Below are 21,740 nucleotides of genomic sequence, written 5' to 3' on the forward strand. Positions count from 1 at the left end.
TCTGCTGATTTTATGGCATAATCCACAACTCTTCCATTATAAAATCATATGTTATAAACTAAAATTTGAATAGTTAACAACATGAAAAAATTCATCATTGCAGCAGCGGTTTTAATAGCTACAGGCCTTACCGCTGTATCATTAACTCATAAAGCGCCTAAACAAGAAGCTAAAATAAAAGTCGAGAAAGTTGAGTTTGCCACTAAGACTGCAAATACACCAAAATCAGATCTGGGTTCGGCAGATTGATAATCAATTAGGGAATTATTGAATTGGTGAATTACGGTTTTCGCGATTAATTTTATTCACCAATAAACTAATGAACGAGTGAACCAATGAACTAACTATATTTGCTGCAAACAATAATATTATGCAGCACATAAAGCAATATGTTGAGCAAAACAAACAGCGTTTACTTGATGAGTTATTTGACCTGTTACGTTTGGCATCGGTTAGTGCCGATCCAAAATACAAACCCGAAGTATTAAAAACTGCCGACTATGTGGCAGCAAAGCTCCGCGATGCCGGAGCCGATAATGTTGAAATATGCCAAACCGCCGGCTACCCTATTGTGTACGGCGAAAAGATCATAGATGCTTCCAAACCTACAGTATTGGTTTATGGGCACTACGACGTACAACCGCCAGATCCGTTGGAACTGTGGAAAACACCGCCATTCGAACCAACTGTTCGGGATGGAAAAATATATGCCCGCGGCGCCTGCGATGACAAAGGACAGTTTTACATGCATGTAAAAGCCTTTGAGCTGCTGATGCAAACCGGTACCCTGCCATGCAATATTAAGTTTATGATTGAAGGGGAAGAAGAAGTAGGTTCATCCAACCTGGGCATCTTTGTGAAAGCCAACAAGGAAAAGTTGAAAGCCGATGTGGTGCTGATCTCCGATACATCGATGATCAGCATGGAGCACCCTTCGCTTGAAACCGGCTTACGTGGCCTCTCCTACCTTGAAGTAGAAGTAACCGGCCCAAACCGCGACCTGCATTCGGGTGTTTACGGCGGCGCCGTAGCTAACCCTATCACCATACTGGCCCAAATGATTGCCAGCCTGCATGATGAAAACAATCATATCACCATTCCCGGTTTTTATAATGATGTAGTACCTTTGAGCGAAGCAGAACGCAAAGCCCTTAACAGCGCGCCTTATGATGAAGCCGGGTACAAACAAGACCTTGATGTAGCCGAGCTTTGGGGCGAAAAGGGCTACAGTACTTTTGAACGTACAGGCACCCGTCCTACCGTCGAGCTAAACGGCATTTGGGGCGGCTATATAGGCGAAGGCGCCAAAACGGTGTTACCTTCAAAAGCCAATGCCAAAATATCTATGCGTTTAGTGCCCAACCAAACGTCAGATGCTATAACCAAACTGTTTACCGACCATTTTTTAAGTATTGCACCTCCCTATGTTAAGGTTAAGGTAACTCCACATCATGGCGGCGAACCGGCTGTAACCCCAACCGACAGTGTGGCTTACCGTGCTGCTCAAAAAGCCATTGCCGAATCATTTGGCAAAGAGCCCATCCCTACCCGTGGCGGCGGCAGTATCCCAATTGTTGCTTTGTTTGAAGCCGAGCTTGGTTTAAAAACTGTATTGATGGGCTTCGGGCTTGATAGCGATGCCCTGCACTCGCCCAATGAGAAATATGATATTTACAATTATTATAAAGGCATAGAAACCATTCCGTTGTTTCACAAATACTTTGCGGAGTTATCAAACTAATGTCATGAAGCTTTAATTTGCGCGATAACGACAGTTATTTTTTGATTTAGGTAAAACAAATAATATATTTATGATATTATCTAACTATACAAAAATCAAAACCATGGCAACTAAAGAATTGGACAAAGAAAAGACCGATGCATCTAAGCAGTTGCGCGATCTAAAATCATCGAAACAGGACAAAACAAAAACAGCTAAGGCTTTAAGCGAAAATAAAATGAAGCGAAAGCCTCTGCTATAAGATATTTATAACACCCCACGAGCCGGCAAGGGAAACTTACCGGCTCGTTTTATATAATTCCATTACAGTCTTATCCGCATTTCGATCATACGTTTTTTAAATCCTGCCTTTTCATAGGCTTTAATGGCTCCAATATTATCATTATATACCTCGAGCCTTATTTCGGTCAACCCCTGCTCAACTGTCCATTTCTTCAATTCTTCTATTATGGCCTGGTTTACTCCCATACCCCGGTATGCAGGCAGCACATACATAAAACCCAGGTAAGCATATTTTTCAAAGTCATAGTACACGTCCGGGTTCTTTTTAATTCGGGCATATCCGCTGCCCGCTATCTCCCCGTCAATTTCGGCTACCAAAACCTGCACATCTGTTGAGGTTATGAAGGCCTCCAAATCATAATAACTGATAGGATCGGGTTTGAGTGTGCTATCAAAAGGGCGTTCGGCAGTAATTATACCCTGCTCAAATTGAAGCAATACGGGCAGGTCTTCAATGGTAGCTTTTCTGATCAGCATATTCGTTAAATAGTAAATCGTTCGCAATCGGCCAAAAATGCTTCATCGGCATCGGCGCCTATGCCTGGCGCGTCGTCGATGGTTAAATGATATCCATCATATATGGCCCCGCCAACACACGGGTCAACCAAATGCCCCAGTTTACAGGTATCCATGTCATAAAACCGGATATTGGGGCTGGCATATACAAAGTGTAATTTAGCGCTTAATGCTATCCGGCTTTCCAGCATCCCTCCCATCATACAGGGTATCCCGTATGAAGCAGCAACGTCATGAATCCTTTTAGCCTCATAAATACCGCCCGACTTGGCCATTTTAATATTGATATAATGGCAGGCCCCGGCGTTGATTTGTTTGCGGGCATCATGGTGGTTGTATACGCTTTCGTCGGCCATGATCTTAACGGGTGATAACTGCATCAACTCGGGTACCCGGTCGTCATACCAGGTACGTATAGGTTGCTCGCAAAACTCAATATCATATTGCGCAATTGACTGCAGTGCAAAAACCGCTTCGTTAAAAGTCCAGCCCTGGTTGGCATCAATACGGATTTTCATACCCGGGCCAACAGCTTCCCGGATCTGTTTGATGCGCTCTACATCTTCCACTGCATTTTTGCCCAGCTTCACCTTTAATATATTAGCACCGGAGGCCTTAAAATCAAGCGCTTTTAAAGCCATGGTATGATGTCCGGCGATCCCTATTGTAATATCTGATTCAACAATACGTTTTTCGCCGCCCAAAAACTGGTATAATGGCAGGCCTGCATTTTTTGCCGCTATATCAAACAGGGCGTTATCAAAAGCGCTTTTTATAGTGGTATTACCGGCAGTAAAACTGTGAAGTTCGCCAAGCCGGGCTTCGATATCAAGCGCATCCTTGCCTTTCCATAAGCGGGCAAACTCACGCGCCATAATCAGGCAGGTATCCTGTGTTTCGCCAACAATCATCGGGAAAGCCGAGCATTCCCCTACACCGTAAAAACCGGCATCGGTATGCACACGGATAAAAACATTTTGGGCGTGAGATAATGTTCCGGTAGCAATGGTAAACGGCTCCATCGGGATGCTGAAGCGGTAGATCTCTGTGTGCGTGATGGTAATTTGCTGATTTTCCAAATTGTAGATGTTTAAAAGCTAAAATAAAACAAATATTTGCAACAATTAACCAACGTAATTTGCGTATTATAAGTATTAGTTTATATTTGCACTACTTCAATACAAGTAACAATTCAATTTTAGCCTCTTTTGCCCTTCCAATCAGGGAAATTTGCCTGGCTAACTTTCAACTTTCTTAAAAAATTATTACCATGGCTAAAGAAAACACGCCTGCAAATTTTGATTATAACTCAACCAGGAATAAACTGATCCTGTCTGAATATGGCCGTAACGTACAAAATATGGTTAAATATATTGTAGCGCTGCCAACCAAAGAAGAACGCAACCGCTACGCACAGGTAGTTATTGACCTGATGGGCTTTTTAAACCCCCACCTGCGCGATGTGGCCGATTTTAAACATAAACTGTGGGACCACCTGCACATCATTTCTGATTACCAGATTGATGTGGATTCACCGTACCCCAAGCCATCGCCTGATGCTGTGCATATTAAACCAGCACCGTTAAACTATCCTCATCAGCGTATCAAATACAAGCACTATGGCAAAACCATTGAGCTGATGATTGAAAAGGCCAAGGCCATTGAGGAGCCTGAACGTAAGCGCCACATGATCCAGGCGATAGCTAACTTTATGAAAATGGCCTATGTACAATGGAACAAAGACTCGGTGAGCGATGAAAGCATCCTGTCAGATCTATATGCTTTATCGGGCGGTACGTTGAAACTGGAAGAGAACATCAACCTTAACCGCGTTGATTTCCGCCCTAATAACTTTCAGCAAAACAATACCAATAATAACAACCGCGGCCGCAACAATAACCAAAACAATCAAAACCGTGGCGGCGGTAATGGCGGCAGGCAAAACAATAATCAAAACCGCAACAACAACCAAAACCGCAACCGTAACAACGGCGGCGCAAAAAAATATTAACCCCACCCAACCCTCCCCTTCAGGGGAGGGCTTTTGCTTTTCTTCTGCTTTCCCTCTTTCATAAAAGTATCTTTTGGTACAGGATATTTAGCAAGGTTTTTCCATTAATTTTCTAATCTTTGCCGCATATAAATTATTTGACAAAACCGATCATAGCTTTTACAGTTTATCATTGGTGATCTTATCAATTATCCGAAACTCCGCATGACTAACGCATTTGTAATAAATGGCGGCAAACCGCTAAAAGGTGAAATAACCCCTCAGGGTGCAAAAAACGAAGCTTTACAGGTTATATCTGCCGTATTGCTTACTGAAGAAAAAGTAACCATCAGCAACATCCCCGATATTAAGGATGTAAACAAACTGATAGAGCTGCTTGGCGATATGGGCGTTATTGTTGAACGTATTAACGAGCATACTTACACCTTTGAGGCCAAAGACATCAACCAGGATTTTTTCTTGTCTGAAGCTTTTAAATCAAAGGGTGGCGGCTTACGTGGTTCTATCATGATAGTTGGCCCCTTGCTGGCACGTTTTGGCAAAGCATCAATCCCTAAACCAGGTGGCGATAAAATCGGTCGCCGCAGGTTGGATACCCACTTCCTGGGTTTCGAGAAACTGGGGGCCCAATTTAATTACAATCCCGAAAATGGTTTCTTTAATGTAGATGCCTCCAACCTGCAAGGTACTTATATCCTGCTGGACGAAGCTTCTGTAACAGGAACGGCCAACGTGGTAATGGCCGCGGTATTAGCCAAAGGCACTACTACTATTTACAACGCCGCCTGCGAGCCTTACCTGCAGCAGCTTTGTAAAATGCTGAGCCGTATGGGTGCTAAGATCAGCGGTATTGGCTCAAACCTGCTAACGATTGAAGGTGTTGAAAAATTAGGCGGTACAGAGCACCGATTATTGCCCGACATGATCGAGATCGGTTCATTTATCGGCCTTGCAGCCATGACGGGATCTGAGATTACCATTAAAGATGTTCAATACAAAGAATTGGGCATGATCCCCGACGTTTTCAGGCGTTTAGGTATTAAACTGGAGCTTAGAGGTGATGATATCTTTATCCCGGCCCAGGAACATTACGAAATAGAGACTTTTATCGACGGCAGTATCATGACCATTGCCGATGCACCATGGCCTGGCTTTACTCCCGACTTATTAAGCATTGTGCTGGTTGTAGCTATCCAGGCAAAAGGTTCGGTACTGATCCATCAAAAAATGTTTGAGAGCCGCTTATTCTTCGTGGATAAACTGTTGGATATGGGCGCGCAGATCATTCTTTGCGATCCGCACCGTGCAACCGTTATTGGCCTGGATAACCAGGTTAAACTGCGCGGCATTTCCATGACCTCGCCAGATATCCGTGCCGGGGTTTCATTGCTGATCGCCGCACTTTCGGCACAAGGCCAGTCAACCATTTACAATATTGAACAAATTGAACGTGGCTATCAGCATATTGATACCAGGCTTAAAGCTTTGGGCGCTGATATAACGAGAATATAAGCAGAAAGCTTAAGGCCGAAGGCTTAAAGCTCAAAACATAAGGACAAGCAAAAGCTTTAAGCCTTATGCTTTGAGCTTTTTGCTTTATGAGGCTTTCTGCTTTATAAATATATTTTTATAGCTTTATGCTTTCAGCCTTCGGCCTTTAGCTCAAAACCCATTATATTAACAATGCCTTACAAAAACCGGAAATCTACCTACGTTTATTTTGTACTGATATTTGTATTTATTAAAGTTGTTCTTAATCTTTTCGCGATATCGCATTTTGGTTTTCACAGGGATGAGTTTTTGCACCTTGTATTGGCCGATCATCTGGATTGGGGATACAAGGAAGTACCGCCGTTTATAGCCATCCTGGCAAAAATCTCTGTAACTTGTTTTGGCAACTCCGTTTTCGCGGCACGATTGTTCCCTACCCTGTTTGGAGGACTTATTGTGCTGCTTACCGGACTCATCGTCATTGAATTTGGCGGAAAGAAGTTTGCTATAACCCTTGCCTGTTTGTCGCTCATTTTTGCGCCTGCCTTTGCAGCAAGTGACTATCTTTTTCAGCCAGTAGTATTCGATCAGTTTTGGTGGGTATTAACGGTTTGGCTGCTCGTAAAATACCTCAACACTACCGATGTAAGGTACCTATACTGGCTTGGCGCAGCCGTTGGCTTTGGCGTACTTACTAAGTACACCATGCTGTTTTTCGCGGCTTCACTTGTTATTGGTATCCTTATCAGCAAGCAGCGTAAATTACTGTTCAATAAGCATATTCTTGGTGCTGCCTTCATAACAATAGTTATCGTACTGCCTAACCTCATCTGGCAAATAACACATCACATGCCTGTATTTACGCATATGAAAACCCTGCGTGAGCAGCAGTTGGATTACATTACCCCAACCGACTTTATTAAACAACAATTACTGGTCAATGGCGTAGCTTTATTTGTATGGCTTAACGGACTGGCGTTCCTGATATTTTCATTCAGGCTACGTAATTTCCAGTTTCTGGCATTGGCTTACGCGCTCATCTTCTTTTTTTTACTGATGATGGATGGTAAAAGCTATTACATATTTGGCGCCTACCCTATGCTGTTTGCGGCAGGGGCTTTCGGTTTCGAACGTTTATTAAAAACGAGTGGGTATGTTTTGCGTACTGCGACAATTATTTTATTTACTTTACCAAACCTTGTTTTATTCCCGATAGTACTGCCTATACTCCCGCTATCGCAAACGCTGGCATTCTTCAGGTTTGCCGATAAACATCTCCCGCCTGCTCGCTTTGCCATGACCTGGGAAGACGGTAAAAAACACGCCACCACCCAGGATTATGCCGACATGCTGGGCTGGGATGATATGGCAGCATTGGTTGATAAAGCTTACAAAAGCCTTAATGCCAACGATCAGAAACAAACTTTAGTTTATGCCGATAACTACGGTGAAGCCGGCGCCATCCATCATTATGGTAAGCAATACGGTTATCCCGATGTAATATCACTGAACAGCAGCTTTACCCTTTGGGCACCCGATAGCCTCAAATGCAAATACATGATTTATGTAGATGAAAACGGCGGAAAAAATATTAAGGAATTTGTGGAAGGGAAAATGATAGGCAGTTTTACCAAAGTTGGAGAGGTAACCAATCCGCTTGCAAGAGAGAAGGGTACGGCTGTGTTTATCATTACACCAAATTACCGGTTAAATCAAAGGTATAGCCCGGAATTGGCGAAGAAGAGGTTGGAGTAGTGAGGTGAAAGGCAAAGGGCTAAAGGCAAAAGGCTTATCTTTTAAAAGTCAGGTAATAAATCGCTTTTCTCAAACGTTTTAACGCAGTCAAATTAAACCTGCCATAACATGAAATATGTTCTATCATTATTTTTGCTGCTCCTCATCTTATCGTGCAATGATATACGCCAGCAAAATGAAAAGAACATTTTAGGCAATTGGATTAAAGTTAAAAATCCGGCCACAGCAAATAGAAATATTGTTCTTGAAGTTCCGTATTTTGATAATGCAGGCTTTAACTTTTATAAAAATGGCACTTTTGAAAATAAAACCAGTTATTTAAGGCGAACAGACAGTACCACAATAAACCTTGGAGGTGGTTCAAAATACAGGATCGACGCTGATAGTCTGTACTTGTTAAATCCTAACGGCAATAAATGGGAGGCCCACCTATTAACCAAATTAACTCCTGACACCTTGCAATTTGATTTATGGAATAATAAGCTTGCTACCTTTAAGCATTACAAACCCGGAAACCATAAAAATCCCACCTTCGAAAAAATCGTTTTATCTACATCCGGATGTTATGGATCGTGTCCGATCATGAGCATTATATTGAATGATGATGGGACTATATTATTTAAAGGATTGGAATATACCGGTAAAAAAGGCTTGTTTGAAGGTAAAATCACGAAAGAAAAGTTCCAACAACTACAAGCAAATTTTTCCAAAGCTGATATCGCTTCACTAAAGGATAGGTATAACGTATCTCGGTCAGATGATGAGACAATAAGCACCACATTCATACAAAATGGGAAAATTTACAAAACCATTGATGACTATGGTAGATCTGCCCCTTTTGAGTTTACCTGGGCGTATATCCCTGTACGCTACCTTTATCAGCAATTGAGCTTAACAAAGATGCCCATACCACCATTTATTAGTTCAAGATTTAAAAAAATAAGGGGCTCAAGTTTTAGAAAAGGTAAAAAGATTGCAGAATTAACTGAATCAGAAGCTTTTTTATTATCTGACTACCTGCGTAATGGAAAGGTTACTGATATTACTTTTGCTCAGCGGTTTAACCTTGTCATCGAATATAGTGACTTGCCACGAGATACCATTAAAACCAATGGTCGGTTTTTCACATTCAAAATAAAAGATAAATTTCAAACTGTTGATATCGGATTCAACTTTTATGACGTAAATCAGCAGCAATGGAAATGGCGTAAAATTTATGACTACGATTAGTCGTGAAAGATAAAAGGTGCTATGCGATGGGCATAGCACCTTTTATCTTTCACGTTTAACCTCACCTGCTAAGCTGATATAGCGTTTATAATATCATACTGGGTAATAATCTCGATTTTACCCTCCCCGTCTTCAACAAGCACAGCAATATTATCTTTATTGATCATCGCCGAGATCCTGTCTATCGAAGTATTCAGATCAACAAAGGGGAACGGAGCTGTGGTAATGTTTTTGATCGGCTGCGATTTGATTGAAGGGTTTTCGATCAGCGAATCAAGGATATCACTCTCGGTGATCTTCCCAATTACCATACCTTTTTGCGTAACCGGGATTTGAGAGATATTGAGCGATTTAATAGTATTAATAGCCTCAAGCACGCTCTTTTCGCAATCAATGGTAATGATTTCCTGTACATCTTTTTTGCTGATGATATCGCGGGCGGTAAGTTTCTCGTCTTTCAGGAAACCACGGTCGCGCAGCCAGTCGTCATTATACATTTTTCCAAGATAGCGGGTGCCATGGTCCGGGAAGATGATCACCACCACATCGCCCTCTTTAAACTTATCCTTCATCTGCAGCAAACCAGCCACGGCTGAGCCTGTTGAGTTACCGGAAAAGATCCCCTCCTTACGGGCAATTTCGCGGGTCATGAGGGCGGCATCCTTATCGGTCACCTTTTCAAAGTGATCTATCAGGCTAAAATCAACGTTTTGTGGCAGGAAATCTTCGCCAATACCTTCGGTGATATATGGATAGATCTCGTTTTTATCAAAAACACCTGTTTCCTTGTATTTTTTAAATACCGAACCATAAGTATCAATACCTAAAATCTGTATGGCAGGGTTCTTCTCTTTCAGATAACGGGCAATACCTGATATAGTACCACCAGTACCAACACCTGCAATAAGGTGGGTGATCTTGCCTTCAGTCTGCTCCCAAATTTCGGGACCAGTACTTTCATAGTGCGCCTGCGAGTTGCTCAGGTTATCATACTGATTGGGCTTCCATGAGTTAGGGACTTCCCGCTCCAGGCGTGACGATACCGAATAGTATGACCTTGGATCTTCAGGTTCCACGTTAGTAGGGCAAACAATTACCTCGGCCCCAAAGGCGCGCAAAGCATCAAACTTTTCTTTTGACTGTTTATCGGTACTGGTAAAAATACATTTATAGCCTTTGATAACGGCCGCGATAGCCAGTCCCATACCGGTATTGCCCGATGTGCCTTCAATAATGGTACCGCCGGGTTTAAGCTTACCGCTTTTTTCGGCGTCTTCAATCATTTTAAGGGCCATACGGTCTTTAATGGAGTTGCCGGGATTGGTTGTCTCTATCTTGGCTAAAACAGTAGCTGGAATGTCTTTTGCTACTTTATTCAGTTTTACCAGCGGCGTATTGCCAATGGTATCGAGTATGTTGTTGTACCACATAATTTAAATCTCTACTAACCCGGTATATAAAGCAGGGTTACGCCTCAAAAATAAGTTTCTTAAATGATATTTCTTTTATGGAAAAGTAAATAGATCTGCATCCTATAAACACACAAGCATAAATGTAATAAATTCAAACCGGTGGTAATTACCACAAAACATACCTAAACATGCAGGCAACACTAAAAAGATCGTTATTATTTTTTAGTTTCTTAAGTTTTTGTATAACTGCCGCATTTGGGCAAAAGCCGCTTACCCCAAGCCGGCAAAGCAGTTATTATACTTATATATATAAAATAACGGCCGGCGATGTGTTTAAATTTTACCGCTACCCGCGTAAAAAACCTGACGAGCAAATATTACACAACCCCATTGACTCGTTTAAAACAAACGATAAATGGAACAATACCCTCCTTCTCGGCAACTATTTGAAAGTAGTGGCCAAAAAGAACGTGCTAAGCTATTCGCTTATCGAAAACCGCTCGGCCAATTTAAAACTGCTGGCTAATAACTATGACCTCCGCTTTATTTTGGTTGACCAGGCAGGCAAAGCTATTAACAACGCTTTAGTGCAGTTTGACAATCATACCGTTACTTATGATTCAAAGGCCGGCTTGTATATAGCTAATCCTTCAAAAAGGGATACCATACTAAAAGTTGATTACGCGGGCGTTACCAACTATTACGTTATAAAAAAACAGCAGCGCTCATCTTATTATCATTACAATCCGTATCGCAATATGAGCTTTTTTAAAGCTGCCTGGAAACGCTTTAAAAACCTGTTTAAGGGACACGATAAATATTACAGCCGCCAGCCCGCAGATAATTATGAAGGCTTCATTGTATTTAACAAGGCCATTTATAAACCACACGATACGGTAAAATTCAAGGCGATCATCTTAAATAAAAAAACAAAACAACCTGTAACCACAGCTCAGCTTTTAGTACGGCTCAAAGAACGGTATGAGGATGACGGTAAGATCATAGGCAAAGTAAACAGTTACCGCGAAGGAGCTTATGAATATAGCTTTGCTCTTACTGATAGCCTCGACCTTTCACTTGATGAAGATTATACCATCTCGCTCGAAGATCAGTCAAGCGAAAAGTACAAACTTGACGATTATAAAGGCGATGACGATCAGGGCTTTTTAGCCAAACGCAAGGTTTTTTTGACGGGCCGGTTTAAATATGAAGAATACGAGCTTAAATCAATAACCTTCAGCACCAGGATTGATAAAGAAAAACACGGGCCCGGAAATCCGGCTACATTATATTTAAAAGCAGTTGACGAAAATAACCTGCCGGTTACGGATGGCAGGGTTACTGTTACATTCAATACCCGTGGCACCGGTATGCGCAGGCAAAACTACACTTTTGTGCCCGACCAGCTTTGGACACACCAACTACAGCTTGACCCGGTTGGTGAAACCAGGCTAATTATCCCCGATTCTATTTTCCCGAAGGCAGATATTACTTACACCATTAATTCAGAATTTCTGAACAGTAATAACGAACAGCAATCGGCCAATAACGATATGAGTTACCGGTACAGCCGGTTTAGTATTACCGCCAAGTTAAACGGTGATACACTAATAAGTACCGCCTTTGATAATGGAAAGGCCGTAAATGCTATGGCTACCATCAGCGCCCTTAACGCAAAGTATGATACCATAACCAGGGTCAGGGTAATGCTCCCGGCAAAAACCATCATCAATCCTTATGCCGATAGTTACAATATCGAAACAGACAGCGCCTATGCCGACCTCGACCTAAAAGATAATAACGCCGGCATCTCGCTATCGGGCTACCGCACCGCCGATTCGGTGTTTGTAAAGGTTGACAACCCGCGGCACCTGCATTTTTGGTATTCGGTATTTGGCGGCAACAAATTAATTGATGCAGGGCAGGCCAATAACCTGTTTTATGTACGTGCTTATAATGATCAAAACCTCCTAAACTTTCAGGTGCATTATATCTGGGCGGGTGAAAGCAAAACCGAAGCCACCGATATCATGTACCGCGATAAGTTGCTGACCATCAACGCTCGTCAGCCAGTGTCGGTTTATCCCGGGCAGCAAGCTAAAACCGACATCGTGGTTACCGATGCCAAAGGCCAGCCCGTAGCCAATGCTGATTTAACGGCCTGGTCAATGACGAGTAAGTTTGCCGACTACAAGGCGCCGTATGTGCCATACCTTGACAAAGGTTTTCCGTATCGCAAGCAAAAAATGGGTTTTAATACCGGCAATATAAATGGCGATGGTTCATTACAGCTCAACTGGAAGCGCTGGAGTAAAGAAATGGGGCTTGACAGTATTGCCTACTACCAGTTTACTCACCCCGAAAAAATTTACCGGGTTGAAGAAGATGCTAAAGACTCGCTAACCCAGGTAGCGCCTTTTGTGATTAAAAACGGCGATGTATTGCCCGTACACATCCTTTATATTGATGACCGGCCGGTGTACTTTGACCAAACACAACAGCTTAAACGCTACAGTTTCGCGGTATCGCCGGGCAGGCACATGTTCCGGTTCAGGACCAGCCATCAAAACATTTGGGTAGATAGTGTAGATGTACAAAAATCGAAAAAGCTGATCTTCAGCATTAATGCTGATAATGCGCACTCAACAAAGGTTTTGGATACATTGAGTACCTATGAAAGCGACTTCATCAACCGTTACCTGATTACCGTTATCAATAATTTTGGCTGGAAGATGGCCCTCCTTACCCAAAACGAAAAGGTATTCATGATCAATCCCGACCCGAACTATGGTTACCGGAACAACAGCGTACTCATAGGTCCTTCGGTCGAAAACTTTGCCAATTTAGATGTACAGGGCAGTGGTTCGCGATATTTTGTTACCGAACCAGGCTATTCTTTTCAGTTTGAGCCCGGTCTTATCAAACAAAAAAGCATCGCTGCTGCCTATCCCTTCAATCCCATACTATCTTCATACCACGGCCCTGCCGATGATTATACACAGCAGGTACTTACCCAACCTGAGGCCGAAAGTATCTGGCAGCAATATCTTGACCTGCGCAGCAACACGCAATCACTTTTTGTAAACCCCGTTATTACGGGCGAAACAGGTAAACTAAGTATGAGCATCGATCAACCTAAGGGCAAAAAACTGCTGGTTAAAAACCTGATCGTTTATAAATATGATGACCCGGACTTTTTATTGATCTATCCCGGCAATACCACATACATTAATAACCTAAACGCCGGCAGGTACAGGCTTTTATTTTTACTTAAGGGCGATAGTTATGATATTAAAGAAAATGTAACCATAAAAACAGGCGGCACTAATTTTTACAACTTTACGGTGTTGCCCACGCATGTTAAAGATTCGGTAGGTGTTCGGATCAGCAACATTATCAATAACAGGACGGGCAGCTATAATCACGGTGACCGCGAAATAGAAAACGATGCCCTGAAAATAAAAGAGGCCTTTAATGATAAATATCTTGATACCGGTACTTTCGGCGACATGATGAGCGGAACAATTATCGCCAGCGATGATAAATTAGCTGTGCCCGGTGTAACCATAAAGGTAAAAGGTTCATCAACAGGCACACTCACGGATTTAGCCGGGCGCTTTAAATTAAAAGTTCCCAAAACCGGCAAGCTCATTATAAGCTTTATAGGCTACGACACGCAGGAGCTAAACATACAACCCGGGGCAACTGTCAGGATAACCTTAAAACCAAGCTCAAAATTATTGCAGGAGGTTATGGTTATTGGATATGGTGCGGTAAAAAGAAGTGAGACCACGGGCGCGTTGGCAATGGTATCTTCCTTAGAGGGGAGGGTTGCCGGTCTGAATATAAACGATGGCGGGCCCGGAGGCGGTATCAATATTATGATTAGAGGAATGGCATCATTACCGTCGGCCCAGCCGCTGATTGTGGTGGATGGCGAAATTGTTGATAAGCTATCTGACGTAAATAAAGATGACATTGCAGAAATTAGTGTATTGAAAGACGCCGCTGCCACGGCAATATACGGTGCCCGGGGCTCAAATGGCGTCATCGTGATCAGAACCAAAGCTAAACCCGGTTTGGCCGGAAGCAAAGGGGCCGACAGCACACAAACCGGCAGCACGCAAACCATGCGTAAAAACTTTTCAGACTACGCCTACTGGCAGCCTAAACTCAGTACCGACGAGCATGGCAAAGCCAGCTTTATGGTTACTTACCCTGATGATATCACCAACTGGCGAACGTTTATCATCGGCATTACCGGCAATAGGCAAACCGGCTTTACCGAAAGCAGCATCAAATCATATAAACCTTTAAGCGCCAATTTCATTGCGCCGCAATTTGCCATAGCCGGCGATGAAATGAACCTGATTGGCAAGGTGATGAACTATAATAATACCTCCGCAAAGCTTACCCGTATTTTTAAATACAACGGACAAACCCTGAAACAGGAGGAACTGGAAGTTAAAAACTCCAAAATTGACACACTTACTATTACTGCTGCTGCCGCTGCTTCTATCGCTCCTACCGACAGCCTCACTTTTGAGTATACCATTAAACGGGATAACGGCTATTTTGACGGCGAGCAGCGCAGTATCCCGGTGATGCCCCAGGGGGTTAAAGAAACCAAAGGAGTTTTTGAAGCACTTGACCGCGATACCACAGTGAACATGAAATTTGATCCGGCTTTGGGCCCTGTTACTTTCCGGGCAGAGGCTTCTGTATTGCCCGCGTTGACTGAAGAAACCCGCAAGCTGAGGGAGTACAAGTATCTATGCAATGAGCAGCTGGCTTCAAAATTGAAAGGCCTGCTCATGGAACGGCGCATTAAAAAGTTTTTGGGCGAAGAGTTTAAATACGAGAGAAATATAAAAGACGTAATTAAAAAACTACAGGAAAACCGCAAAAGTAACGGCACCTGGGGCTGGTGGAAGGATAGTAACGAAGAACTCTGGATCAGTCTGCATGTAGTAGAAGCGCTTGTAGATGCCCAAAAAGAGGGCTACGCTGTTGAACTGGATAAACAAAAATTAACCGACTATCTCGTCTTTCAGCTTGAAAGTTACAAACGCAGGGACAAAATACTTTGCCTTCAGTTACTTCATAAACTGGGAGCGAAAGTTGATTACCAGAAGTATGTAACAGGCATTGAAAAAGAGCAGGCTAAGGATCAAAAAACCTTCGACTACAAATTGTCAGGGTATGATAAGTTAAGAATGATGTTATTACGGCAGGAATCTGCCCTACCCATAAAAATGGACAGTTTAATCAACACAAGCAAACATACTATGTTCGGTAACTTATATTGGGGCGAAGACGGTTATCGCTTTTTTGACAATTCGGTACAGTTGAGTGTATTAGCCTACCGCATTATCAAAAACGAAGGCAGGCATCCCGAGCTACTAACCAAGATCCGCGGCTACTTCCTTGAACAACGCCGGCTTGGTGACTGGCGTAATACTTATGAATCGGCGCTGATACTGGAAACTATTCTGCCAGATCTGTTGACAGAAAATAAACAGGTCAAACCATCGCAGATCACGCTTACAGGCACAGATACAAAAACGATCGACAAATTCCCTTATTCGACAACGCTAACTGATAAAACGATCAGTATCAGCAAAACCGGCAGTCTTCCTGTGTACATTACCGGCTACCAGCAGTTCTGGAACAGCAAGCCCGAAAAAGTGAGTAAAGATTTTACAGTAAATACCTGGTTTGAGCGTAAGGAAAAAACAATAACCACCCTGAAAGGCGGTGAACCTGTATTATTAAAAGCAGAAGTAACAGCCCGCGGCGATGCTGATTTTGTGATGATAGAGATCCCGATACCTGCCGGATGCTCGTACGAAAGCAAGGAGCAGCAATGGGACAATAATGAAGTACACCGCGAATATTTTAAGGAGAAGGTAAGTATATTTTGCCGCAGTCTTAAACAGGGCAAATATACATTCACCGTAAACCTCATCCCCCGTTACAACGGCAAATACACCCTAAATCCGGCCAAAGCCGAACTGATGTATTTCCCGGTATTTTACGGCAGAGAGGGGATGAAACAGATTGTCATTGGTTCATTTGTTCATTAGTTCATTGGTATGCTTGGCTCATTGGTATCTGGTTCATTTGTTTAGCGCTTGCTAAGACAAATGAACTAATGAACCAGTGAACTAATGAACTTAAAACTTCAAATGCTTAACCGTTAACCCGTTATTGATCAACTGCTTTAACGATTCGATACCGATATGCAGGTGTGTTTCAACAAATTGCTCGGTTACTGATGAATCGCTTTCGGCGGTTTTAACACCTTCGGGGATCATCGGCTGATCTGATACCAGCAGCAGCGCACCTGTAGGGATCTTATTGGCGAAGCCGGTTGTAAAGATGGTTGCAGTCTCCATATCAACAGCCATGGCACGCAGATCTTTAAGGTACTTTTTAAATACTTTATCATGTTCCCAAACGCGGCGGTTAGTGGTATAGCAGGTACCGGTCCAGTAATCGCGTGAGTAATCACGAATGGTAGTTGAGATAGCCTTTTGCAACGCGAATGCCGGCAAAGCAGGCACTTCGGGAGGTAAATAATCGTTGGATGTACCTTCGCCACGAATGGCGGCTATCGGCAGGATCAGGTCGCCTACGTTGTTCTTTTTCTTAAGGCCTCCGCATTTACCCAAAAATATGACAGCTTTAGGGTGAATGGCCGTGAGCAGGTCCATAACAGTAGCCGCCACCGAACTGCCCATACCAAAGTTAATAATAGTAATACCGTTTGCTGTAACGCTTTGCATTGGCTTTTCAAGCCCCATAATAGGCGCGTTATCATTCCATTGCGAAAACAGCTGGATATACTTTGAAAAATTGGTAAGGATAATATACTCGCCAAATGCTTCAAGAGGCCTGCCGGTATAGCGCGGCAGCCAGTTAGCTACAATTGCTTCTTTTGTTTTTAATCCTGATTTTACGGGCGATTGCACTTCTTTCACCGGCGGTGGTAAGGCATCTCCGTCCTTTTTAATGTTTAATTCTTCGTTCATATGATTTCTTTTTATACAGCAAACCCCGGCATGATAACCAGGGCGCGCTTTATTTTTTAATAAATATAAGTGTTTGCTTATATACTGTGCGTTAAGCTACTTTTAACTTTTTCAGATCAGATTTTTCAAACTTCTCGCGTGCGTAATCCAAAGTTACGTTCAAACGTTTCACATCTTTTTTGGATGGAAACTCGAACATAGCATCGATCATGATAGCTTCGCATATTGAGCGTAACCCCCTCGCGCCAAGTTTAAATTCCATTGCTTTATCTACAATAAACTCCAATACTTCGTCTTCAAAATCAAGCTTTACACCTTCATATTCAAACAGTTTTTTGTACTGTTTCAATAATGAGTTTTTAGGCTCGGTAAGGATATTGTGCAATGCTTCTCTATCAAGCGGGTTGAGGTAGGTAAGCACCGGCAAACGGCCTATCAACTCAGGGATTAAACCAAATGATTTCAAATCCTGCGGTGTAATATACTTATAGAAGTTTTTAGTATCAATATCACCCTCATCGTGCTTAAACTTGTAACCAACAGTTTGGGTACGCAGTCGATTGGCGATCTTTCTTTCAATACCGTCAAATGCTCCACCGCAAATGAAAAGGATGTTACTGGTATTTACCGTGATCATTTTCTGATCCGGGTGTTTACGGCCCCCCTGTGGTGGTACGTTAACCATGGTACCTTCTAATATTTTCAATAGCGCTTGTTGTACGCCCTCTCCGGATACGTCGCGGGTGATAGAAGCATTATCGCTTTTACGGGCTATCTTATCAACCTCATCAATGTAAACAATACCTTTTTCGGCAAGGGTTACATCATAATCGGCCGATTGCAGTAAGCGGGTCAGGATGCTTTCAACGTCCTCCCCTACATAACCGGCTTCGGTTAGCACGGTAGCATCACAAATGCAAAATGGAACGTTAAGTACTTTGGCGAGTGTTTTGGCAAGCAGGGTTTTGCCCGTACCTGTTTCACCTACCATGATGATGTTTGATTTTTCAATCTCAACCTCATCTTTATCAATACGCTGATTTAAGCGTTTATAATGATTATATACAGCTACCGAAAGTATCTTTTTGGCGTCATCCTGCCCAATAACATACTGATCAAGATGTGCCTTCATTTCTGATGGCTTAAGCAAGGCCGGCGCCAGAGGCGATGACTTCACTTTACGTACCTTCAACTCCTCAGCCAATATTTCATTGGCCTGGTTCACACATTTATCACAAATGTGTGCATCAAGTCCTGCTATTAACATCAGGGAATCCTGTTTACCGGCACCGCAAAATGAACACCTGATCTCTTTGCTGTTTTTATTCATCTGATTTATCTTCTTACTCAAAGTTAAAAAATTAGTGGCAAAAAAAAAAATCCTGCCCGTAAGTCGGGAAAGTGAGCAAGTCCGGAAGCAGCTCAGCTTCCGGACTTTAATAACTTTTTAACATTCCAAACATCCAGACTTTCCGATTTATCGGAATCCGGACTTTCAAGAATTATTTCCCTTTGTTACCTCTTAAAATCTCGTCAACCATACCAAATTCTTTGGCTTCTTCTGCAATCATCCAGTAGTCACGGTCAGATGCATCCCAAACTTTTTGGTAAGGTGCACCGCTGTGATCGGCAATGATCTGGTACAGTTCTTTTTTCAATTTAGTGATCTCCTGATAAGTGATCTCTATATCCGACTGCTGGCCCTGAGCACCGCCTGATGGCTGGTGGATCATCACCCTTGCATGCGGAAGCGCTGCCCTTTTACCTTCAGTACCGGCTACTAACAACACGGCAGCCATTGACGCCGCCATACCTGTACAGATGGTAGCCACGTCATTTGATATAAACTGCATAGTGTCATAGATACCTAAACCTGCATAAACCGAACCGCCTGGTGAGTTAATGTAGATCTGGATATCGCGTTTAGCATCAGCCGATTGTAAGAATAGCAACTGAGCTTGGATAATGTTTGCAATATTATCATAAATAGCATCGCCCAGGAAAATGATACGGTCCATCATCAAACGTGAAAACACGTCCATGGCCTGTACATTAAGCTGGCGTTCTTCAAGGATGTATGGTGTCATACCGGTTGGTACGGTAGTGATACCACCTGTTGGCATATTGCCTCTTTCAACACCTGCAATATATTTGTCTACATAAAGGCTGTTAATACGGTGATGCTTAACAGCATATTTTCTGAATTCGTTTTTATCGATATTACTGCTCATGGTTTTTGTTTGTTGTTCGTTAGGAAATGCGGGCGTCTTACCCGCGATAAATATAGTTTTTAGTTCAATAGATTTTTTGCAAGATAGTTTTTATTACGTAATTTTTTGATGAGGCCTACGTGACTAAACCTGATTTTTTTTGGTCAAAACTAACAGTAGAGTCGGCAGGAAGATGTTGGTGAAAATACCAACATCGGGCAGATACTCTCTTATGTCATTGCGAGCGTAGCGACGAAGCAATGACATATAATCTTAACGACACATAAAACACCAAAAGCAACCTTTTGAGTTGCTTTTGGTGAATATGCTATAAAATCTATCCCTTTTCAGGGCGATTGAAAAACTGCTTACTGTGCTGCGGTAACCAATGCACTGAAATCAGTGTAAAGGATATCCTGCTTATCTAAAGTGATCACATTTTTGATATAATCAAATACCTTTAATGCTTTTACCTCTTCAAATATCTTGTTAGCGTTGTCTTTGTTTTGCAGGTACTGAACAGTGTACTGGCCTAATTGATCCTCAGGGATAGCAGTCGGGCTGTACATCCTGAACTGCTGATCTAAACGGATCTTAGCTAATTCAAACACATCTTCATATTTAATTTCGATTGTGTTATCAGTAATGATCTTGTTTTCAATCAAAGTCCATTTCAGGTTTTGAGCAAAATCGTTGTAACCGCCTTCTAATTCCTCGTCGCTCAGTTTTTCGTTAGTTGCTTTTAACCAACGTTTCAGGAACTCATCAGGAAGGGCGAAATCAACTTTAGCGATAGCCAGTTTGTACATGTCGTCCTGCAATTTGCGGTCGGCATCCTGAACCATCATGCTTTCAAGTTCTTCAGTAATTTTAGCTGTGAACTCCTCTTCGGTAGTTACAGTACCTTCACCAAATAATTTGTCAAAGAACTCCTGGTTAAGATCACTTTCCTCTAAACGGTTAACGTTTTTAACAGTTAATTGGAAATCGCCTCTTAAATCAGCTGCATCGTCTTCTTCAATTTTCAATAAACCGGCAATTTTAGCTGCGTCGTTATCAAAAGCTTTACGAATATCGAATGTTAACACATCGCCTTTTTTCAAACCGATCAGTGAAGCTTTGATTGCTTCATCCTTGATCTGATCTAAACGTACAGACGCTGTATTGGTTATTCCACCCTCAAAAACACTACCATCGGCCGAAAGTTGAACCAATTCGCTGTAAAGAACGTCATCATCTGCCGATACGTCAGGATTTGTCATTTTGCCATAGCTGCGGCGGATATTTTTGATCCTTGAAGCCAGCGTTTCGTCATCAACTTTGATTACGTATTGGGTTAATTTATCTTTTGATGAAAAGTCGATGCTGAACTCAGGAGCTAAACCTAATTCATAGCTAAACTCAAAGTTATCGGCAAAATCCCAGTTGTATTCTTTGTTATCATCTGCAGCAGGCAATGGCTGACCCAATACAGCCAGTTTTTGCTCGTCGATATAGTTATTTAAAGTATCTTGTAACAGGTTGTTGATCTCATCAACAAGGATGCTTTTGCCGTACATTTTTTTGATGTGCGATGCAGGCACCATGCCCGGGCGAAAACCAGGAATTTTTGCTTTTTTAGCGTTTTCCTTTATAGCTTTTTCAACACGTGGCTGGTAATCTTCAGGGTTGATGTTAATTTTAACAACTGCGTTCAGGTCATTAATTTTTTCCTGTGTAATATTCATCTTTTTACCGGGTATTTAATTTAATCCTTTGAAATATAGCCTAAAACCTAATCCGTGCTATACAAAATTCGAGGCGCAAAAGTATGAATTTATTTTTAATTAGCGCTTGATTTTATATTGTTTTCAAGGAAAATGAAGCAGCTTTTAAAAGGGTTTAACGGCAGGGCAACATAATAATAGCATATAAATTTGTCTGAACCTGTGTTTGTGTGAACCCGAATTAAACCATTTTTTAAAATTGATTGAAAACAAGCGAACTTGCCTATCATTTCTGGTACATTCTTTAATTCAATAAATTCGGATTCAGACCATAATATGGGCGTTGCCTGCG

The 21,740-nt window shown here is 42.3% G+C and carries 15 protein-coding genes; 8 read left to right on the forward strand and 7 right to left on the reverse strand.

Annotated features, from left to right (window positions below; genetic code table 11):
* The first annotated feature begins 81 nt into the window (after positions 1–81).
* The 3 genes from BLS28_RS31080 to BLS28_RS31085 all read left to right on the forward strand — a co-directional run bounded on the left by BLS28_RS31080 (position 82) and on the right by BLS28_RS31085 (position 1,982).
* A complete protein-coding gene (locus BLS28_RS31080) occupies positions 82–249 on the forward strand; it encodes a hypothetical protein (RefSeq protein WP_167516178.1) in 168 nt (55 codons plus the stop codon).
* Between the two features lie 121 nt (positions 250–370).
* Positions 371–1,741 (forward strand): dipeptidase, encoded by a 1,371-nt coding sequence (locus BLS28_RS29780; RefSeq protein ID WP_091176368.1) that lies wholly within the window; start codon positions 371–373, stop codon positions 1,739–1,741.
* A gap of 103 nt (positions 1,742–1,844) precedes the next feature.
* Complete coding sequence (locus tag BLS28_RS31085) at positions 1,845–1,982, forward strand: hypothetical protein (protein WP_167516179.1); 138 nt, start codon at positions 1,845–1,847, stop codon at positions 1,980–1,982.
* A 62-nt stretch (positions 1,983–2,044) separates the two neighbouring features.
* Here BLS28_RS31085 and BLS28_RS29785 read toward each other — a convergent pair whose 3' ends face one another.
* Both BLS28_RS29785 and BLS28_RS29790 read right to left on the reverse strand, forming a co-directional pair.
* Positions 2,045–2,500, reverse strand: a complete 456-nt coding sequence (locus BLS28_RS29785; protein WP_091176371.1) for a GNAT family N-acetyltransferase — start codon at positions 2,498–2,500, stop codon at positions 2,045–2,047.
* Positions 2,501–2,505: 5 nt separating this feature from the next.
* A complete protein-coding gene (locus BLS28_RS29790; RefSeq protein WP_091176411.1) occupies positions 2,506–3,603 on the reverse strand; it encodes a mandelate racemase/muconate lactonizing enzyme family protein in 1,098 nt (365 codons plus the stop codon).
* A gap of 206 nt (positions 3,604–3,809) precedes the next feature.
* Between BLS28_RS29790 and BLS28_RS29795 the strand changes: the two genes are divergently transcribed.
* The 4 genes from BLS28_RS29795 (at position 3,810) to BLS28_RS29810 (ending at position 9,026) form a co-directional block, all read left to right on the forward strand.
* Positions 3,810–4,550 carry a DUF4290 domain-containing protein gene (locus BLS28_RS29795; protein WP_090524547.1) on the forward strand — a complete coding sequence of 247 codons (741 nt, stop codon included), beginning with the start codon at positions 3,810–3,812 and terminating at the stop codon, positions 4,548–4,550.
* Positions 4,551–4,754: 204 nt separating this feature from the next.
* Positions 4,755–6,062, forward strand: coding sequence for a UDP-N-acetylglucosamine 1-carboxyvinyltransferase (gene murA / locus BLS28_RS29800; RefSeq protein WP_090524545.1), 1,308 nt, complete (start codon positions 4,755–4,757; stop codon positions 6,060–6,062).
* Positions 6,063–6,233: 171 nt separating this feature from the next.
* Positions 6,234–7,796: an ArnT family glycosyltransferase gene (locus tag BLS28_RS29805; protein ID WP_091176376.1), complete on the forward strand. Its 1,563-nt coding sequence runs from the start codon at positions 6,234–6,236 to the stop codon at positions 7,794–7,796.
* A gap of 108 nt (positions 7,797–7,904) precedes the next feature.
* Entirely contained in the window at positions 7,905–9,026 is a 1,122-nt protein-coding gene (locus BLS28_RS29810; RefSeq protein ID WP_091176379.1) for a DUF6438 domain-containing protein, read from the forward strand.
* Positions 9,027–9,094: 68 nt separating this feature from the next.
* Here BLS28_RS29810 and BLS28_RS29815 read toward each other — a convergent pair whose 3' ends face one another.
* A complete protein-coding gene (locus tag BLS28_RS29815; RefSeq protein WP_091176382.1) occupies positions 9,095–10,456 on the reverse strand; it encodes a cystathionine beta-synthase in 1,362 nt (453 codons plus the stop codon).
* A 170-nt stretch (positions 10,457–10,626) separates the two neighbouring features.
* On the opposite strand from BLS28_RS29815, the gene BLS28_RS29820 reads away from it, so the two are divergent.
* Complete coding sequence (locus BLS28_RS29820) at positions 10,627–16,524, forward strand: alpha-2-macroglobulin family protein (RefSeq protein WP_091176384.1); 5,898 nt, start codon at positions 10,627–10,629, stop codon at positions 16,522–16,524.
* 90 nt (positions 16,525–16,614) lie between these two features.
* Here the strand turns inward: BLS28_RS29820 and BLS28_RS29825 are convergent, their stop codons facing one another.
* The 4 genes from BLS28_RS29825 to tig form a co-directional block, all read right to left on the reverse strand.
* Positions 16,615–17,472, reverse strand: coding sequence for an AMP nucleosidase (locus BLS28_RS29825; protein WP_091176387.1), 858 nt, complete (start codon positions 17,470–17,472; stop codon positions 16,615–16,617).
* A 91-nt stretch (positions 17,473–17,563) separates the two neighbouring features.
* On the reverse strand, positions 17,564–18,802 hold the full coding sequence (gene clpX, locus BLS28_RS29830) for an ATP-dependent Clp protease ATP-binding subunit ClpX (protein WP_090524534.1): 1,239 nt from the start codon (positions 18,800–18,802) through the stop codon (positions 17,564–17,566).
* Between the two features lie 172 nt (positions 18,803–18,974).
* Positions 18,975–19,703 carry an ATP-dependent Clp protease proteolytic subunit gene (locus BLS28_RS29835; RefSeq protein ID WP_090524532.1) on the reverse strand — a complete coding sequence of 243 codons (729 nt, stop codon included), beginning with the start codon at positions 19,701–19,703 and terminating at the stop codon, positions 18,975–18,977.
* 347 nt (positions 19,704–20,050) lie between these two features.
* Positions 20,051–21,409, reverse strand: coding sequence for a trigger factor (tig, locus tag BLS28_RS29840; RefSeq protein WP_091176391.1), 1,359 nt, complete (start codon positions 21,407–21,409; stop codon positions 20,051–20,053).
* Positions 21,410–21,740 lie beyond the last annotated feature (331 nt).

The organism is Mucilaginibacter gossypii, assembly GCF_900100945.1.
Taxonomy (GTDB): Bacteria; Bacteroidota; Bacteroidia; order Sphingobacteriales; family Sphingobacteriaceae; genus Mucilaginibacter; species Mucilaginibacter gossypii.